Annotated in this window: 12 protein-coding genes; 7 read left to right on the plus strand and 5 right to left on the minus strand. The window is 42.5% G+C overall.

Annotation, left to right across the window (positions count from 1 at the left end; translation table 11 throughout):
- From P2W73_RS06345 to P2W73_RS06355, 3 genes are all read left to right on the plus strand, one after another.
- Positions 1-1,833: T9SS type A sorting domain-containing protein (locus P2W73_RS06345; RefSeq protein ID WP_276501164.1), on the plus strand; the 1,833-nt coding region annotated here is incomplete at its 5' end.
- Between the two features lie 102 nt (positions 1,834-1,935).
- Entirely contained in the window at positions 1,936-2,340 is a 405-nt protein-coding gene (locus P2W73_RS06350) for a Dabb family protein (RefSeq protein ID WP_276501165.1), read from the plus strand.
- An 18-nt stretch (positions 2,341-2,358) separates the two neighbouring features.
- Entirely contained in the window at positions 2,359-3,177 is an 819-nt protein-coding gene (locus P2W73_RS06355) for an alpha/beta hydrolase (protein WP_276501166.1), read from the plus strand.
- 9 nt (positions 3,178-3,186) lie between these two features.
- Here the strand turns inward: P2W73_RS06355 and P2W73_RS06360 are convergent, their stop codons facing one another.
- Complete coding sequence (locus P2W73_RS06360) at positions 3,187-4,122, minus strand: hydrogen peroxide-inducible genes activator (protein ID WP_276501167.1); 936 nt, start codon at positions 4,120-4,122, stop codon at positions 3,187-3,189.
- Between the two features lie 103 nt (positions 4,123-4,225).
- Between P2W73_RS06360 and katG the strand changes: the two genes are divergently transcribed.
- On the plus strand, positions 4,226-6,529 hold the full coding sequence (gene katG, locus P2W73_RS06365) for a catalase/peroxidase HPI (protein ID WP_276501168.1): 2,304 nt from the start codon (positions 4,226-4,228) through the stop codon (positions 6,527-6,529).
- A 103-nt stretch (positions 6,530-6,632) separates the two neighbouring features.
- Here katG and P2W73_RS06370 read toward each other — a convergent pair whose 3' ends face one another.
- From P2W73_RS06370 to P2W73_RS06385, 4 genes are all read right to left on the minus strand, one after another.
- Complete coding sequence (locus tag P2W73_RS06370) at positions 6,633-8,030, minus strand: glycine-rich domain-containing protein (RefSeq protein ID WP_276501169.1); 1,398 nt, start codon at positions 8,028-8,030, stop codon at positions 6,633-6,635.
- Positions 8,031-8,091: 61 nt separating this feature from the next.
- Positions 8,092-9,003, minus strand: coding sequence for a S66 peptidase family protein (locus P2W73_RS06375; protein WP_276501170.1), 912 nt, complete (start codon positions 9,001-9,003; stop codon positions 8,092-8,094).
- Positions 9,004-9,019: 16 nt separating this feature from the next.
- Positions 9,020-10,654, minus strand: coding sequence for an amidase (locus P2W73_RS06380; RefSeq protein ID WP_276501171.1), 1,635 nt, complete (start codon positions 10,652-10,654; stop codon positions 9,020-9,022).
- On the minus strand, positions 10,651-11,697 hold the full coding sequence (locus P2W73_RS06385; protein ID WP_276501172.1) for a S66 peptidase family protein: 1,047 nt from the start codon (positions 11,695-11,697) through the stop codon (positions 10,651-10,653). The genes P2W73_RS06380 and P2W73_RS06385 overlap by 4 nt, the downstream gene beginning before the upstream one ends.
- A gap of 172 nt (positions 11,698-11,869) precedes the next feature.
- Here P2W73_RS06385 and metG point away from each other — a divergent pair, with 172 nt between their 5' ends.
- The 3 genes from metG to P2W73_RS06400 all read left to right on the plus strand — a co-directional run bounded on the left by metG (position 11,870) and on the right by P2W73_RS06400 (position 18,542).
- Entirely contained in the window at positions 11,870-14,005 is a 2,136-nt protein-coding gene (gene metG / locus P2W73_RS06390; RefSeq protein ID WP_276501173.1) for a methionine--tRNA ligase, read from the plus strand.
- Between the two features lie 143 nt (positions 14,006-14,148).
- Entirely contained in the window at positions 14,149-14,586 is a 438-nt protein-coding gene (locus P2W73_RS06395; RefSeq protein WP_276501174.1) for a YbjN domain-containing protein, read from the plus strand.
- Between the two features lie 122 nt (positions 14,587-14,708).
- Positions 14,709-18,542 (plus strand): AsmA family protein, encoded by a 3,834-nt coding sequence (locus P2W73_RS06400; protein ID WP_276501175.1) that lies wholly within the window; start codon positions 14,709-14,711, stop codon positions 18,540-18,542.
- The last annotated feature ends 9 nt before the right edge of the window (positions 18,543-18,551 follow it).

Below are 18,551 nucleotides of genomic sequence, written 5' to 3' on the forward strand. Positions count from 1 at the left end.
GAAACCGGAACAGAAGTAGTAACGGGAACCGATTGCAGCTGGACGATCACTTATACATTTAAAGTGGTGGATGGCTGTGGCAATGAGCTCACCGGTCAGACTTACTCTCATACAGGAAGTGATCAGACAGCGCCAACGCTGAGCGGAACACCTTACGCAGGAACAACAGGCACCAATGCATGCAAAGCCAATGCAGCAACAGCAGCACCGTTCAGTGCAACAGATGCGATCCAGGGTTACAGTGATAATTGCGGCGGCGCAGTAACCGCCCACCTGACCAATACAAGCGTAACGGGTACTGATGCTACATGGGCAGTAACTTATACCTTCAAAGTAAAAGATGCATGCGGTAATGAGTTGACAAACCAGAGTTATTCCAATACCGGAGGTGACAAGACGGCACCGTCACCGATCTCTTTAACCGTAACACCAACATGCCTGTGGCCGCCAAACCATAAAATGCGGGATGTAACTCTTAATTACACTTCAACCGATAATTGCGGAGGTATAACTACCTGTGCAATCACTGTTACGAGCAATGAACCGGAAAATGGATTAGGAGATGGAGATACGGGTCCTGACTGGGAAATTTTGGATGATCATCATATAAGACTTCGTGCAGAAAGATCTGGTACCGGCGACGGAAGAATATATACTATTTCTGTTACTTGTACAGACGCAGCAGGTAATTCAACTACAAGTAACACAGCTGCGGTGATAGTTGCACATAATATTACTGGTCCATCCAGCGGATATGCAGTTAAAGTGGGTACAACGATAAATATGACAGGAACATTCTGGGATATACCGGGTAATAAGCATACAGCCAAGTGGCTGATAGATGGTTCAAGTGCGAACGGTACTGTAACTGCTGAACCTGTTGGGCTGAAGAGCGGCACGGCAAAAGGCAGTTACAAACTGACATTGCCAGGCGTATATAAATTACAGATGAATATTACAGATCAGAAAGGAATTACCAGTTACGCAAATACCAATGGTGACCTGGAAGCTATCGTTGTAGCTTATGATCCTAATGGCGGTTATACCTACGGCGGCGGATCTTTTAATTCACCTGCGGGAGCAGTTCCTTCCAACCCGACATTGACCGGGAAAGTAAGCTTTGGATTCCAGAGCAATTATTACAAAAACGCTACGAATCCTAAAGGAGAAACTCAGTTTGACTTGAAGATTGGTGATATGGAGTTTAATGCTTTGAACTTTGATTACCTGGCAGTGAATGGAGCCTTTGCACAGTTTAAAGGATCAGGAAAGTTGATCACCAACGGAGGTTTGATTGTTCAGAGTGGTATTTACTTTATGATGACTGTGATAGATGGCCAGTTGAACGGCGGCGGAGTGGATAAGATTCGCATGAAGATTTACAATAAGAATACAAACCAGGTTTATTACGACAATCAGCCCGGCGCCAGCGATGCAGATGCCCCCACTACAGCAGTAAATAATGACGGCAGCCAGATTGTGATTGTGAATACGAGTAGTACCACAACAAATGCTGTTACGCAGGCAAGGAATGCACAGACAGATGTAGCGGCTGAAGTAAAACCAGAATTACCTGCGGCTCTCTCTTTCGAACTCAAAGCCTTCCCCAATCCAACCGAAAACTATTTCACTGTGAAAGTGACCAGCCCGGTCAATGCAACAGTAGAGGTAAGGATGGTGGATGTATTGGGTAAGGTGATACAGGTGGAAAGAGGAGCTCCGGGTCAGTCATTGCGTTTCGGTGATAATGCCGCAGCAGGTATGTATATACTGGAAGCAAGGCAACCGGGACAGCGGGAGAAAGCCATCCTGAAAGTGATAAAACTAAATTAAGGCGACTCCATACATCAAGACCACCTGTCTAAAAAACAGGTGGTCTTTTTTGTGGATGATCGTTCCATATCTTTTCCTAATTTCATCCTTTATTTAAAATCTATGAAGGAATACAATCGTCGTCAGTTTATTGCCACCGCTTCCGGTATGGCGGCTGCACCGTTGGTAATGGAGGAGTTTGGAGAAAAAAAGGATTCGACAAAATTGGTGCACCATGTTTTTTTCTGGTTAAAAAATAAAGGGTCAGTCGCAGATCGCCGGCAATTAATAGAAGGTCTCCAAACTCTTGCAGGGATCAAAGAAGTAAAAAAACTTATGGTCGGCACGCCTTCGCCAACAGAACAGCGGGGAGTGGTGGACAATAGCTATGATGTTTCAGAGCTCATGTTTTTTGACAGCATAGAAGGGCAGAATGCCTACCAGGTTCATCCTATTCATAAAGCCTTTGTAGAAAAATACAGCCATCTCTGGGAAAAAGTGGTCGTATATGATATGGATGTAGTGTAATTTTTATCAGTAACAGAAGTGTCCTTACAGAGAAAAAAAATCAGAACGCTGAAACGATGGTTGCTGATCATTCTGGCTGTTTACATAGCAGCGGGAATCGGCTTATACTTTTTACAGGAAAGGATCTTATTTCATCCGGAAAAATTACACCGTGACTATCCCTATAATTTCGGTGTTCCCTTCAAAGAAATAAACCTGCCGGTAAACAAGGAAAAGTCGCTTAACATCATCCAGTTTAAAACAAGGGATTCCCTTTGTAAAAGAGTGGTACTTTATTTTCACGGCAACAGGAAGAATATTGCCCGCTATGCACCTTATGCCGGCAATTTCACCAAGCATACTTATGAAGTATGGATGATCGACTATCCTGGTTTCGGCAAAACAACAGGCAGGCGAACCGAAGAAGTGATGTATGAAGATGCAGCCATCCTTTATCAAATGGCAAGGGCCCGCTTTGCCAAAGACAGTATTATCATCTATGGAAAATCGATCGGTACCGGCGTGGCTGCACAATTGGCCTCGGTAAAAGATTGTAAAAAATTAATACTCGAGACGCCATATTATAGTATCGATGCGCTGGCCAGTCATTATGCGTTTATCTACCCGGTAAGCTGGATGCTCCGGTATCATTTTCCTAACTATGAGTATTTGAAAAAAGTAGAATCGCCTGTTATCCTTTTTCATGGTACCGATGATGAAGTCATTCCATATGCTCAATCAGAAAAACTGGTCAATAAAAACCCCGCGATAAAGCTGGTGACCATTGAAGGCGGCAAACACAATAATTTAAATAATTCTCCCGTATTTCAACGGGAACTGGATAAGTTGTTGCAATAGACATTGAGCTTATATTGGCAACACATGCACAGCTTTATTTTTTTTGATTTTATCCGGAACGGCATTGATGATCTCGCTTTTTAAAATTTCCACCAATCTTTTTTTGACAAAGTCGCGGTGAACCACCAGGCTCACTTCACGCATCGGTGCGGGGCGTTTGAATTGACGCAATTGTTCCTGCTGTTTGCTGCTAAGTTCCATGCTTGCCAGCTCAGGCAGGATGGTGATGCCGTCGCTCAATTCCACCATGCGCCGGAGTGTTTCAATACTGCCCGCTTCGTATTCAAAAGACTGACCTTCCTTACTGGCCTTTTGCAGCTCGCATAGATTCATGATCTGTGAGCGGAAACAATGTCCCTCTTCCAGCAGCCACAGTTTATGTGGATCAATATCCTGCGCCAGTACATAATGTTTTTTGAAATCCTTGTTTTTCCTGGAGATATACACCAATAGTTCTTCATAAAAAAGTATATGTTCTTTCACGCCATATTCCTGCAGCGGTGTCACCAGTATGCCGGCATCAATTGTTCCTTCACGCAGGCGGTTTACTATCAAATCGGTCATCATTTCATTGACGATCAATTTTACATGCGGAAATTTTTTGGTGAACTGCTGGGCAAATAAGGGCAAAAGATAAGGGGCTAGTGTGGGAATGATACCGATTTTCAGCTCGCCGCTCAAAATGCCTTTGCGGGTATTCAGCATTTCATTCATCGCATCCCTTTCCGACAATATTTTTTTTGCATGTTCAATAATGGCCAACCCGGCTTCAGTCGGCATCACCGGCTGTTTGCTACGGTCAAATATCTTCATGCCAAGTTCCTGCTCCAGCTTGTGAATTTGCATGCTTAAAGTAGGCTGAGTCACATAACAATTGTCAGCCGCCAATGCAAAATGACGGAAACGATCGAGGGCTACTACATATTCCAGTTGTACCAATGTCATGATATAGATTTTATCTATTGGATTATAAAATTAATCGATTTCATTGATAGGTAAATAATCATACATTCGCCAGACATTTACAAACCGTTGAAATTCTTTAGTTATGAGTGAAAATAACAATAACGACATCAGCAAATGCCCGTTTCACAATGGGGCGGCTTTAAAAAAATCAGTTGGCGGTGGCGGAACAAGAAACCGCGACTGGTGGCCAAATCAACTAAAGTTAAACATCCTGCGTCAGCAGTCTTCCCTATCTAACCCGATGGGCGAAGATTTTGATTATGCAAAAGAATTTAAAAGCCTCGACTATGAAGCGTTAAAAAAAGACCTTCATCAACTAATGACCGATTCACAGGATTGGTGGCCGGCAGATTTCGGACACTATGGGGGTTTGTTCATTCGTATGGCATGGCATAGCGCAGGTACATATCGCACAGGTGATGGCCGCGGTGGTGCAGGAGCCGGACAACAACGCTTTGCTCCACTCAATAGCTGGCCCGACAACGTGAGCCTCGATAAGGCCCGCAGGTTGCTTTGGCCGATTAAACAAAAATATGGTCGCAAAATATCCTGGGCTGATCTTATGATCCTCGCTGGTAATGTTGCGTTGGAATCTATGGGCTTTAAAACTTTTGGTTTTGGCGGTGGTCGCCCGGATGTTTGGGAACCCCAGGAAGATGTGTATTGGGGAGCAGAAACCAAATGGCTCGGCGGTGATATACGCTATGCGCATGGTTCCGAAGGCGTAGAGAAAAAAGGTGCCGTGGTTGTTACCGACGATAATGCAGATGGTGATATCCATTCCCGTAATTTGGAAAACCCACTTGCTGCAGTACAGATGGGATTGATCTATGTAAACCCTGAAGGCCCCGATGGCAATCCTGACCCGATAGCAGCTGCCCGTGACATTCGTGAGACCTTTAAACGTATGGCCATGAATGATGAAGAAACTGTTGCATTGATAGCCGGCGGCCATTCCTTCGGAAAAACACATGGCGCAGCCGAAGCCGGAAAGTATGTTGGAGTTGAAGCCGAAGCGGCCGGTATTGAAGAACAAGGCTTCGGATGGAAAAATAGTTTTGGCTCTGGTAAAGGTGCTGACACGATCACCAGTGGTTTGGAAGTGATATGGACTAAGACCCCCACGAAATGGAGCAATAATTTTTTTGAAAACCTGTTTGCCTTCGAATGGGAGTTGACAAAAAGCCCCGCAGGCGCCCATCAATGGGTAGCAAAAAATGGAGCAGGTGCAGGTACGATCCCGGATGCTTATGATAAAACAAAAAGCCACGCACCAAGAATGCTTACAACGGATCTTTCACTAAGGTTTGATCCGGTTTATGAAAAAATTTCAAGACGCTTCCTTGAAAATCCTGATGCGTTTGCAGATGCTTTTGCCCGTGCATGGTTTAAGTTGACGCACCGCGATATGGGACCCCGTGCCCGTTACTTAGGGCCTGAAGTCCCCGAAGAAAAATTGATCTGGCAAGACCCGGTTCCGGCAGTTGATCATAAATTGATTGATGAAAAAGATATTGAAGTATTAAAAGCTAAAATATTAGCTTCAGGATTGCCGGTATCACAGTTGGTATCTACAGCATGGGCTTCTGCGTCAACTTTTCGCGGTTCTGACAAACGTGGTGGTGCAAATGGCGCCAGAATTCGGTTAGCTCCTCAAAAATTCTGGACAGTTAACAATCCAACTCAATTAGCCAAAGTGTTGGATACGCTGGAAGCGATTCAAAAAGATTTTCAATCGGGAGATAAAAAAGTTTCATTGGCGGATCTTATAGTATTAGCAGGTGCTGCAGCTGTTGAAAAAGCTGCAAAAGATGCAGGCTATGCTGTAAAGGTTCCATTCGTTCCGGGTCGTACCGATGCTTCGCAAGAGCAAACAGACGTGGAATCATTTGCGGTGTTAGAACCTATTGCAGACGGTTTCCGTAATTATCTAAAAACTAAATACAGCGTGTCGACAGAAGAGTTGCTGATTGATAAAGCACAATTGCTGACATTAACTGCTCCTGAATTGACAGTTCTTGTAGGCGGTATGCGTGTATTGAACACCAACTTTGACGGATCTAAACACGGCGTTTTCACTAAACGTCCGGAAACGCTAACGAACGATTTTTTTATAAATCTGCTCGACATGGGCACAACCTGGAAAGCAGCTGATGAGCATACCTTGCCTACCGGCAGGCAGGAAGAATTGTTTGAAGGCATTGATCGCACAACAGGCAAACCAAAATGGACAGCAACCCGTGCAGATCTGATCTTTGGTTCTAACTCAGAGCTTAGGGCAATTGCTGAAGTTTACGGAAGTGCAGATGCTAAAGAAAAATTTGTGAAGGATTTTGTAGCAGCATGGAACAAAGTAATGAACCTTGATCGCTTTGACCTCGCTTGATTTTTTTGGCGTAAGCCTTAAGCAGTTGCCGCAGCTTAAACTTATCAGTGCTTAAGTAAAGCCGGGAAAACCGTCTCGTTTTTTAACGAGGCGGTTTTTTTGATTAATCACCTCCGCCACATCCGCCGCACCCACCACCACCGCAACTGCCTCCGTCACTTCCGCAGCCTGAACTATTCCAGCCAGATGAACCATCCGAACCCCCGTTGTAATTTGAAAAAGTATTTCGCAGATGTGAATCCCCGTTCATGTAGGGCAGGTAAGAGAGTCCAAAGAAAACAAAAGTACAAGCGATAGCTGACGAAGCAAACTCGGGAAGTTCTGAGTTCTGATATTTTTTCTGGAATTCACCCTTCAAAAGACTTGTTCCGGAGTAGTTGGTTATAATTACCAGGCTTGCTATTGTATAAATAACACAGATGGCTACAAGAAATGAAACAGGTTTATCATTATAATTTCCTTGCAATATCCGCGCAACTCCAATAAGACCAATCGATATAAAAATAGCTACGGGAATATAATCTTTTGCCGAGATTGATTTGTATAGAGAGGAGAGATCAGCATGATAAGTATTCTCTTCATTATAATAATTCGATAAGGAAGTGAAGTGGATAGCTTCACCATCTTTAATATTCTTTAAAAGAGAAATGGCCAAGGGATTTTTTTCAAGAGAAGAATATCGATAGTTGGCCGAATGATATATGAACTTGTTTTTTCTAACAGGCTCGAGAACTCTTTTTTCCACCAGGTCTACTATGGCTGCTCTCAGCGAACTTTCCTTACCGAAAACAAAACGAGCAAGTTGATAGATGTCGGCATCTCCTTTATATTTTTCTGCGATTAATTGCCGTAATTCCTCTTTCTTTTTTCTGCCGGTTAACAATAAAAATATAATGGAAGAGATAGCTAAAGTGGAGTAAAAGACAAGAAACTGGGGACCTGTAATTTGAAAGGCATGTATTTTTCCGAAGATCAGCGGGATAAGAAAGGGGAGCAGCAAAATGTACAGGTACTTCCTGTAAAACTGTTTATAGTCTTTCAGCGTTTTACTGAGCGGTTCGTTTTTTGGCTGCATGGACTCAGGAGTATCATGAATCCAAATATCATCGGGAGGCTCTTTTTCAAAATAGTTAAAATAAGCTTTTAACGTGCATTCATACCAATATGAATGCTTTTCTTTTTCCTCCGGCCCACCCCTTGATGGGAAATGGTGTATTTCCTTTCCCAGGACCGTAATACAGAATTCTTTCCAATAGTTATGGGTGTAAGTAAGGTGGAGATGCCAGGCTTCGTCAATAGGTTTTGAGGGTGAAGCTCCTCCGGGTAGTACGCAACAGAGAAAGATAAATTTCTTGTATTCTTCAATAACTCTTTTCGTGTAATCTTTTGACCAGCCACTGTAGAAAGCAAGTTTGTCAGAATATTTTACACTTGCCAGCGGATCGTCAATAGAGAAATCTTTAATACGTAGCCACAGGTCTTTGTTTTGGTTCGATAACATTCAAAAAACTTTTTCAAAGTTACTCAGGGTAACGGGTGTCAAATATTAAGTTATTGTAAAGCTATTCCTCCAGCAGCACCTTGTTCTTACCCACTTTCAACTTATACCCTGCGCCAATTTTCAACGCATAATTTTCTTTGACATGGCTCACCGGGAAACCAAAGCAAACGGGGTATTTATATTCTTTTATTGCATCGTAAATAATTTCATACACGGGTTTGCCAAATGGCCGTTCAGTATCTTTCATATCACTAAAGCCTCCGACGATCAAGCCCGCCAGTTTGGATAACTTACCACTTCGTTTTAGCTGGTAAAGCATCCGGTCAATATTGTAGAGATATTCGCCGATATCTTCAAGAAACAAAATTCTTCCGCGGGTTTTGAAATCCGAGTCAGTCCCAACTACATTGGCCAACAAGGCAAGGTTGCCGCCTATCAATTCGCCGATGCCTTCTCCACTGCGGTTGAGCTCATGCCCGTCAACGGCATATTTCGCCCATTTTCCTTCCAAAGCACTCTTTAATGATTGTACATAGCGATTGATATATCCTGCATCATTAAATGCCCCGGCCATTGGTGCATGAAGGGAAGAGATATAGTAGTTGGAATAAAGATGTGCATGCAAAACAGTGATATCACTAAAGCCAATGATCCATTTGGGTTGTTTTTTAAATTTTTTAAAGTTGAGTTGATCAATGATACGCCCCATGCCGTAACCACCCCTTGCACAAAGTATCGCATTCACTTCATCATCATCCAGCATTTGCTGAAAATCATTCAAACGTTCTTCATCTGTTCCGGAAAAATAAGTGGCGGAGTCACTGCCAATGGTTTTACCCACTTTTACTTTATATCCCCATTCATCCTGCAGTACCCGGATGCATTCGGCGCACCTCTCCAATGTCATATAGCCTGCAGGGCATACCAGGCCAATCGTGTCTCCTTTCTTTAAATAGGGGGGTGTTTTGATCATGACTGTCAGGTAGATTTTAGCTGTTGATCGTTTTTAAAAATTTAGGGGCCATTCTTTTTTGGGATGCTTGTTCATAAGCGTAGGCAATTTGCAACAGCTCACCCTCCTGGTAAGCACCAGCGATAAAGGAGAGGCCAACCGGTAGCTCATGAACAGTTCCCATCGGTACGGTTATATGCGGATAACCGGCCATGGCAGCAGGCGGGCAAAAATAAAATCCCGTTGCATAGTCGCCATTCACCAGGTCGGTACAGTTAGCAGGACCAATGCTGGTCCCGGCGATGACATCCAGCTTATGTTCAACCATCATGTCATTGATTATTTTGCGGGCACTCATTGATGATTTTAATGCAGCGATGTACTCTTTTGTTTCTAACCCAGCTCTTGTTTCACAAAGCTCCAGTGTTTCCTGTTTGAAATAAGGCATTGCCTTTGGCTCATTCTTTTTGTTGAAGGCAATAACATCTGCCAATGTTTTTACAGCAGCATTGGCGCCCTTCAAATAATTATTAAGACCATCCTTGAACTCATATTGCAATACCAAAAATTCATCATTGCCTAATTTATTGCAAGATTTGATCAGTTCCACTTCCACGATGGTTGCTCCTTTCGTCTTAAGCAACTCAATGGCTTGTTTAAAAAGGGATACAACGCCTTCATGTCCCTCTAAAAAAGATTTTTCAACGCCTATTTTTTTCCCCTGCAGGCCATTACTGTCGAGAAAAGTGGTGTAGTCTTTTTTTATCCTGTCTTTACTTTCCAGCGTTATAGCATCTGCTTCATCTATGCCGGTAAGTGCCCCTAATAAGATGGCCGCATCTTTTACCGTTCTTGTCATGGGGCCAGCTGTATCCTGTGTTTTTGAAATTGGAATAATGCCCGATCGGCTCCACAAGCCAACGGTTGGTTTGATGCCAACTATTCCATTGAAAGAAGAAGGGGCGATGATCGACCCATCTGTTTCGGTGCCAATGGCAACAGCACAAAGATTAGCGGCAACGGCAGTACCGGAACCTGAGCTGGAACCGCAGGGATTTCGGTCGAGTACACAGGCATTTTTGGTTTGACCACCGCGACTGCTCCACCCGCTGGTGGATCGGTTTGAACGGAAATTGGCCCACTCACTCAGGTTTGTTTTTCCTAAAAGAACAGCACCGGAATTTCTTAATTGCTGAATAATAAAAGCATCTTTTGAAGCTTTATGTCCATTCAATGCCAGCGAACCTGCAGTCGTCATCATCTTGTCGCCGGTATCGATATTGTCTTTGATCAGTACAGGAATGCCATGCAATGGTCCGCGAACTTTGCCTGCCTTTCTTTCTTTATCCATGGCGTCTGCAATCGTTAACGCATCGGGATTTATTTCGATGACGGAATTTAATTGTTGATTTTTTTTATCAATGGATTCAATGCGTTTTAAATACAATTCAGCGATGGATCTTGCCGTATAAGTTCCCGATTGCATCTTCTGCTGCAACGCATCGATCGTTATTTCATTTAATTCAAAATCGTCAGAAAATTGACCGGCGTCGTTATGGTCTGTCGCTTTATTTTCTTTTGTGCTGGTTGGTTGGCAGGATGCCAGTCCAAGTGATGTAACAGCAATACCCGTTGCAGAACTGGCTTTCAAAAAATTTCTCCGGTTCATCATATAGTTTCAGTTAGTGTGCATTGAGTGGGTTCGACGACTAATTTATGTTTTACCCCACACTTTAAGGCGAAATTATTTTTTTGATGACCGACCGGAAAATCGAAGCAAACGGGATAGTTATAATTTTTTACTTTCTCCAGCACAACTTCTTCCAACGTTTTTCCAAACTCGTCACTGTCTTCATCCACTTTTACTTTAAAGCCGCCAATAATTAATCCTTTCAGGGATGATAATTTGCCGCTTCGCTTCAGGTTCCAGAACATCCGGTCGATGCTGTACATATATTCCCCGGTATCTTCTACAAATAAGATTTTTCCTGTCGTATCAATATCTGACTTTGAACCGGCCAGGCTTTCAATGGTTTCTAAATTTCCGCCTACCAGTTTTCCAACAGTAGTACCTTGTTTATTAAACGAATTAACGCTAAAACTATATTTCATCTTTTCGCCGCTTAGTGCTTTTTGTATGGAAAGAATAGTTTCGGCCTGCACAGGCTCCGCTTTTTCCCAGTTGTTGGGAAAACTGTTACACATCTTTGAATGAATGCTGGCAATACCCAAATTTCTATTGAGATGGGAGTGAATAACCGTCACATCGCTAAAGCCGATGATCCATTTAGGATGCTCTTTAAATTTTTCCCATTTCAATTTATCGATAATGCGAATAAAGCCATAGCCGCCTCTTGCGCACATGATGGCTTTTATTTTTTTATCATCGAGCATTTGTTGCAGGTCATAGGCTCTTTCCGCATCAGTGCCCCCAAAAGTGAAATCTCTCCTGCCGATTGTGTCGCCGATTTTTATGGTGTATCCCCAACTTTCCATCAATTGCATGGCAGGTTGTATTTCTTCCAGGGTGATATAGCCAGCGGGAGAAGTAATACCTATAACACTACCTTTTTTTAAATAAGGTGGAATTGAGGACAATGCCTCTTCATCCCTTGTATGAGCTGTACCGGCTTTGATCAACTGTTCCATAAAAGGAGCCAGGGTGGTGCCGGCAATGCAACTTGTGGCCGAATGCAAAAAATCTGATCGCTTCATTTTTTAAAGTTATCAGAAATATGTAAAACTTGCTGCGATTGCAATGACAGGAGCAGAATCTAATGGCTATTCGGTTTTGAGAAAATAAAACAGGGATATACCAGGTTCACTCATCATTTGGGCAATGACCCTGATTAAGGTATTTTTGCAGGCTCAAGCTTTAAAAAAGGATATGACAGATTTCAAACGATATTTAGTTACAGCAGCTCTTCCCTATGCCAATGGCCCCGTTCATATTGGTCATTTGGCTGGTTGTTATATACCATCTGATATCTATGTTCGCTTTCTGCGGGCTCAAAAAAAGGATGTAAAATTTGTTTGTGGTAGTGATGAACACGGCGTGCCAATTACCATCCGGGCGATGAAGGAAGCCATCACACCCCAGCAAGTGGTGGATAAATACCATGCGATCATCAAAGATAGCTTTGCGAAAATGGGCATCTCTTTCGATATTTATTCAAGAACATCGAATAAGGTGCATCATGAAACGGCTGCCGCATTTTTTAAAAAAATGTATGACGATGGTCTTTTTGAAGAAAAAGAAACCGAGCAATTTTATGATGAAAAAGCTAAGACATTTTTGGCTGATCGTTATATCACAGGTACCTGTCCGGTATGCGGCAACCCGGGTGCTTATGGCGACCAGTGTGAGAAATGCGGAAGCTCATTATCACCGGAGCAATTGATCAATCCACGCAGTACATTAAGTGACGCCATCCCGGTAAAAAAGAAAACTACCCATTGGTATTTCCCTTTGCAGAACTATGAGCCGTTTTTAAAAAAATGGGTACTCGAAGATCATCAGGAATGGAAAAACAATGTATACGGCCAATGCCGGAGCTGGCTCGACAACGGGCTGCAAAGCCGGGCAATGACGAGAGATAGCAACTGGGGAGTAAAAGTGCCTGTTCCGGGTGCGGATGGTAAAGTGCTGTATGTTTGGTTTGATGCACCGATAGGGTATATCAGCGCTACCAAAGAATTAACCGGCCATTGGGCAGATTACTGGTGTAAAGAAGATACCAAACTGGTGCACTTTATCGGTAAGGATAATATCGTTTTCCATTGCATCATCTTCCCCGCAATGCTGAAAGCACATGGTGGTTTTGTATTGCCCGACAATGTACCAGCCAATGAATTTTTAAATATAGAAGGCGACAAAGTATCTACTTCCCGTAACTGGGCCGTATGGGTGAACGAATACATCAAAGACTTTCCCGGTTGTGAAGATGTGTTGCGGTATGTGCTTTGTGCCAATGCACCCGAAACAAAAGACAATGATTTTACCTGGAAAGACTTCCAGGACAGAAATAACAGCGAACTCGTATCGATCTTTGGCAATTTTGTGAACCGCACATTTGTGTTGATGCATAAACTGTGTGGTGGTAAAGTGCCAAAATTGCACGAAGACATTTTGGATGAAACTGATAAGGCAATTATTGCCGAAATAAAAGCGGCCAAAACCAAAGTGCAATCGGCATTGGAAAATTTCCGTTTCCGTGATGCCTTGTTTGAAGTAATAGACCTGGCAAGAAGTGGTAATAAATACATGCAGGACAAAGAGCCTTGGATAGTGGCCAAAGACCTCACCCCAACCATCTCCAAAGGAGAGGGAGCAGCGGCGGCGGCGCAAAAAAGCATTGACAATAGTTTGCACCTCTGCCTGCAATTGACCGCTAACCTGGCTGTTTTGATCAATCCATTTTTGCCAACCACCGCATTGAAAATGCTGCACATGATGAAAGTGGTAGATAAAATGCTGGAATGGGAGAATGCAGGAAGCCTTAAATTATTAAGTGTAGGCTATACTTTGCGGGAACCGGAATTATTGTTTAGAAAAATTGAAGATGCGGAGATTAGTGCACAGGTAGAGAAATTGAAAGCGGGATTGGTGAAATCTGATGTAGCGGGTCAGAAGTCAGAAGGTGGAAGTCAGAAGTCAGAAGTGAAAAGTGAAAAAGCTCAAGGCTCAAACTTCAAGCCTCAAATCGAATACGATGATTTTGTCAAACTTGATTTAAAAGTAGGAACTATAACTGCGGCAGAAAAAGTACCGAAGGCAGATAAACTTTTAAAACTGGAAGTGGATCTTGGTTTCGAAAAAAGAACGATCGTTTCAGGTATAGCATTGCATTTTCAACCGGATACAATTGTGGGTAAACAAGTAGTGGTGGTCACTAATTTGGCGCCACGTAAAATGAGAGGTATTGAAAGCAATGGGATGATCCTGATGGCGGAAAATGCCGAAGGGCAATTGAAATTTGTGAATCCTGATGAAACGGTCAATAATGGATCGTCGGTGAGTTAGAGTGAATAGTGAGAAGTAAACCCTTCGACTTCGCCAAGGATGAGTGAAAAAGAGATTTGTCACGCCTCAGCCCAATGCATTTAAAAAGGGAAAAACAATGAACAGGACTTATTCGCCGTTTACTACTCACAACTCGCCATGAAATGTCAACCATTGAATTTGTAAAAGCTTATATTGAACGTCTTTGCAAAGACATAGGGACTACATCGCACCAGATCTACAATTCGAAAACCTGTGCCTGGTATTTTTCAAGAGGTTCATCCACTATTGAAGTGTTCCTGACCAGTAAAGAAGAAGAAGATGGCGGCAGCCGCACATTCATTCGCTGTTTCGCTCCTGTTTTTTCAATACCCAATAACCCTGTTGCCAGGCATAATCTTTTCCAGGAAGCGCTTGAATTGAACACAAAACACATGGGCATTAAACTCAGCAGCATTCCCGACAAGGGGTTGCTGTGTGTCATTGCTGAACGGGATATCGATGGAATGGACTACCACGAATTCATTAGTCTCATTAGTGATATCAGCAACTACGCTGATCTTTTGGATGATTATCTTACCGCTAAGTTTGGCAACGCCTGACCAGCTGGTAACAATTCTCCCATTCATGCGTCAAATAAGATTCATAATCAATGTATTTATTTGATTTTGTGTTTTTTACCCCGCCTATTTTTAGTAAATTCAGGTCTTAATCCTTCCGCACCTTGACGTTAAAACGCCTGTCAATACGAACGCTGAAGATTACCGCTTTCATACTGGGTGGTATCCTGGTATTGATGACGGCATTTCATATTTGGTTTATCAATCATGCCGGGCAATTGCTGGAAGATATGGTGAGTGCACAGTCGAATGGAAAACTGAAATTAAAAATTGACCGGTTCAAATTTGATTGGTTTACCTACAGGATGGATTTGCGGAAAGCAAATTTTTACTCTGCTGATACTGGTGCTGCTACTTCCTACCAGTTCAACGTAGCAAGAATTAAAGTAAAGGTCCAGGAAATACTGCCGCTTATTTTAGAAAAAAGAATACTGATTGATTCGATTCAACTCATCAATCCCGATATAGTAGTGACCAGGTTAAGATCCCTGAAGGATTCAACCGATGAGTCGGATACCAGCATGTCCATTCCGCAGGAAATGGGACGGATTTACAATTCCATACAGGATGCCTTGCGGGTGCTGCAAGTAGATCGTTTCCAGATAGACAAAGGCAGGTTTTCACTGGTCAACAAGATCAGGCCCAAAGAGCCGCCAGTCGTCATTACGGATATAAATTTTCATTTGGAAAACCTGCAGGTTGATACAACGGAAAAAGAGAATAAAGAAAAGATATTGTTCAGCGATAATGTTGCCCTTCATACATCCAATCAGAATATTGTGTTTCCTGATGGAAGGCACCGGTTGAGTTTTAAAAATTTCCGCATCAATATCATGAACCGGCTGGCGGAGTTTGATAGCTGTACCGTCATGGCTACGAAAGGCGACAGTACAAATAATTCGTTCAGCATCTTTTTTGATAAGCTGCAAATGACCAATATTGATTTTTCAACACTTTATCATGATGAGATCATCAAAGCTGATTCTGTTTATTGTATTAACCCAAGATTTAAACTGGATGTAGATATTACCCGCCGGTCTGATGCAGGCAAATCAATTCCCCGTCTCGATGAATTGATAAGACAATTAACTGGTAATATGCACTTGGCTTTCGTGGTGGTGGAAAATGGGTCTTTTGATATTAACACAACGAGGGATGGACAATTAAGTTCTTTTACTTCTGAGAAAAATAATTTTGAGCTGCAGGGATTACAGATAAGAAAGTATGGCCCCAAACCTTTGACGGTTGAAAAATTTGTAATGGCTATCCGCAACTATGAAAATTTTTTGCGTGACAGCAGTTATGCAATGCAGTTTGATAGTATCCATATCAATGACAACAGGATCAGCCTGAGTAATTTTAAATTCCAGGATCTGGAGAATGGAAGACCGGTAAATACACTGAGCATGCCCCAGTTTGAATTGCAGGGTCTGTCCTGGGATGACCTGGTTTTTAACAAACGGCTTGCCGCCAATAAAGTGAATCTCTACAGGCCGGTTATCAATTACACCGTTGCGCAAAAAAAGTATAAATCAAAAGATATATTTCAAACGCTGGCTGATATTGGAAACTTTATGCAGTTGGAAAACCTTACGATCAATGATGGCCAGGTAAATCTTTTTTTTAAGAATAATATCCAGCTAAAACTTGAGAATGCTAACATCAATGTATTGGGCCGGCGCCTCGTAGATTCACGTAAGATCAGCAACATTCAAAATTCTGTTACGGCACTTTATTTTAAAAAAGGGGTTTTTAAAATGGGGCAACTGGTTGCGGACCTGGCTGATGTAAACTTTACAGGAAGCCCTGCGAACCATTTGCAAGCCGGTACCATTCGTATCAAAAATAAAAATGAATTGGATGTATTGGTTAAAGACGCTTCCATTCATTCCATGATCATCAACGACGATCTTCAGCACACCAGGATCGGCGGTATTGATTGGAAACAGGCTGATATAAGGCTCTTCACATCTCCGAAGCAAAACAAGGCTAATTCAACTGTATTTAAGTTGAGCGGCATTAAGGGTGCGAATACACAGGTGTCAATCGAAGATAGCTCCAGGAAACTTTCGGTATATCTTAAAAATATTCAGGTAGATGATCTGTCAACGGGCGACGGTAACAAACTATTGCTTGCGGGGTTGGCGGCCACTGGCAATAAGTTGAGCATTTCGCACGGAAACGAAAAACTGCAGGTTGGGCAATTTAATCTTGCAGATAAACGGGCATCGGTGCTTGAAGATATTTTATACCTGAAAAAAACAGATACAGATTCGTTAAGAGTGATAATTCCATCTATTCGGACAACGCCGGATATCAACACGATTATCGATGGCAAACTATATGCAGGCGATGTGCATATTGTAAATCCGCTTATCACCAGTTATGTTGTCAAACAACTGGCGAGCCAAACGAAAGAGATTAAGAAATGGCCGGAGACAAAAATTGGCAGTCTTGTCCTTGAAGGGCCGGTCCTTGACTTTAGCAAAAGAACGGAAAATGGAATGTCAAGCTTAAAATGGAATGGCGACGGGAAGGTTTTTGAATTGACCAATCTCTTTATCAATCATCAATCGTCGCCTGAAATTTCCGCTGCTGCCCTGAAACTGTCGCTTCATAAGTTTTCCTATTCAACTCCAAAGGGCCGGACAATAGATGCGGGAAAAGGTCGACTGGAAGCGGACATAGAAAAAATAAGGTTACAACAAAATGATGTGGGCGCCTGGGATTGGAGTGGATTCATCAGAAGCCTCGGCGCCAGCAATATTACAGCAGATAGCCTCGGCAAAAATGCAGGAAGACTTTTTATTGAAAAAGGTAAACTGAAGAACCTCTCAATAAATTCTGCTAACCTGTTCAGTCTTCATGAAATGCTGAAGAGTAATATTTCATCCCGATTGCAGGAAATAACAGGAAGTTATCAAAACAGCAAAAGCCGCTTTGATTGGTATAATACAACTTATGACAAAAGCACCAGGTATTTTACCATGGACTCTTTTACCTATCATCCAATGGCAAGCAGGGATGAGTTTATTCAAAACGCAGCTTACCAGGCTGACTATATCGTGGCGAAAACAGGTGCAATCGCTATCGGCCCATTTGATATTGACAGGTATGGAAAGGACAGTGTTTTCGAGATGGGTGTTGTAACTATTAACGAAGCTTCATTTAGTAGTTATCGTGATAAACGAAAGCCGCAAGAGCCAGGTGTCATTCGCCTCTTGCCGGCCAATCTTATTAAAAAAATCCCCGTGCGGTTGTTGGTTGATACATTGAACCTGAAAAATGCCCATGTAGAATATGAAGAAGTGAATGAAAAAACAGGTGTTCCAGGAAAAATAACCGTGGGTGATTTAAATGGTACAGTTACGCAAATCCGGAACTATAATTTAGGGAACCGTGACAGCCTGCAGCTAAAAGCAACCGGCTATATTGAGAACAAACTGCACACTCACTTGAATGTAAAAGAATCTTATACCGACCCGCTGGGTGGCTTTGTGATGACTGTAAAAATGGATTCTACAGACCTGACTGTTTTAAATCCCGTTTTAAAGCCGCTGGCCCTGGCGGAATTAAAGTCAGGTTATCTTGATAGCATGTATATGTATGTGGTTGGTCGTGAGGAAATGGCTTATGGGAAAATAAAAATGGCCTACCACGATTTAAAAGTCAGAATAATAGCAAAGGATGAAAAGAAGTCTGTTTTCCGCGGGGTCATTACTTTTTTTGCCAATAGCATGGTAAAGAATAAAAACACGGAGAAATTAGGAACAGTTTTTTTCAAACGACTTCGCAACCGGTCGGCTGTTAACTACCTTGTTAAGATTACCTTGAGCGGAGTCAGCAGCAGCATTGGCCTCAAAAAAAACGACCGGCTTGCACGAAAGAATAAACAACAAACCATTCATCGCAGTTTCAAAATAGTAAAGCCGGGATAGGTTACAAAC

The sequence above is a fragment of the Terrimonas pollutisoli genome, assembly GCF_029360765.1.
Lineage (GTDB): Bacteria > Bacteroidota > Bacteroidia > Chitinophagales > Chitinophagaceae > Terrimonas_B > Terrimonas_B pollutisoli.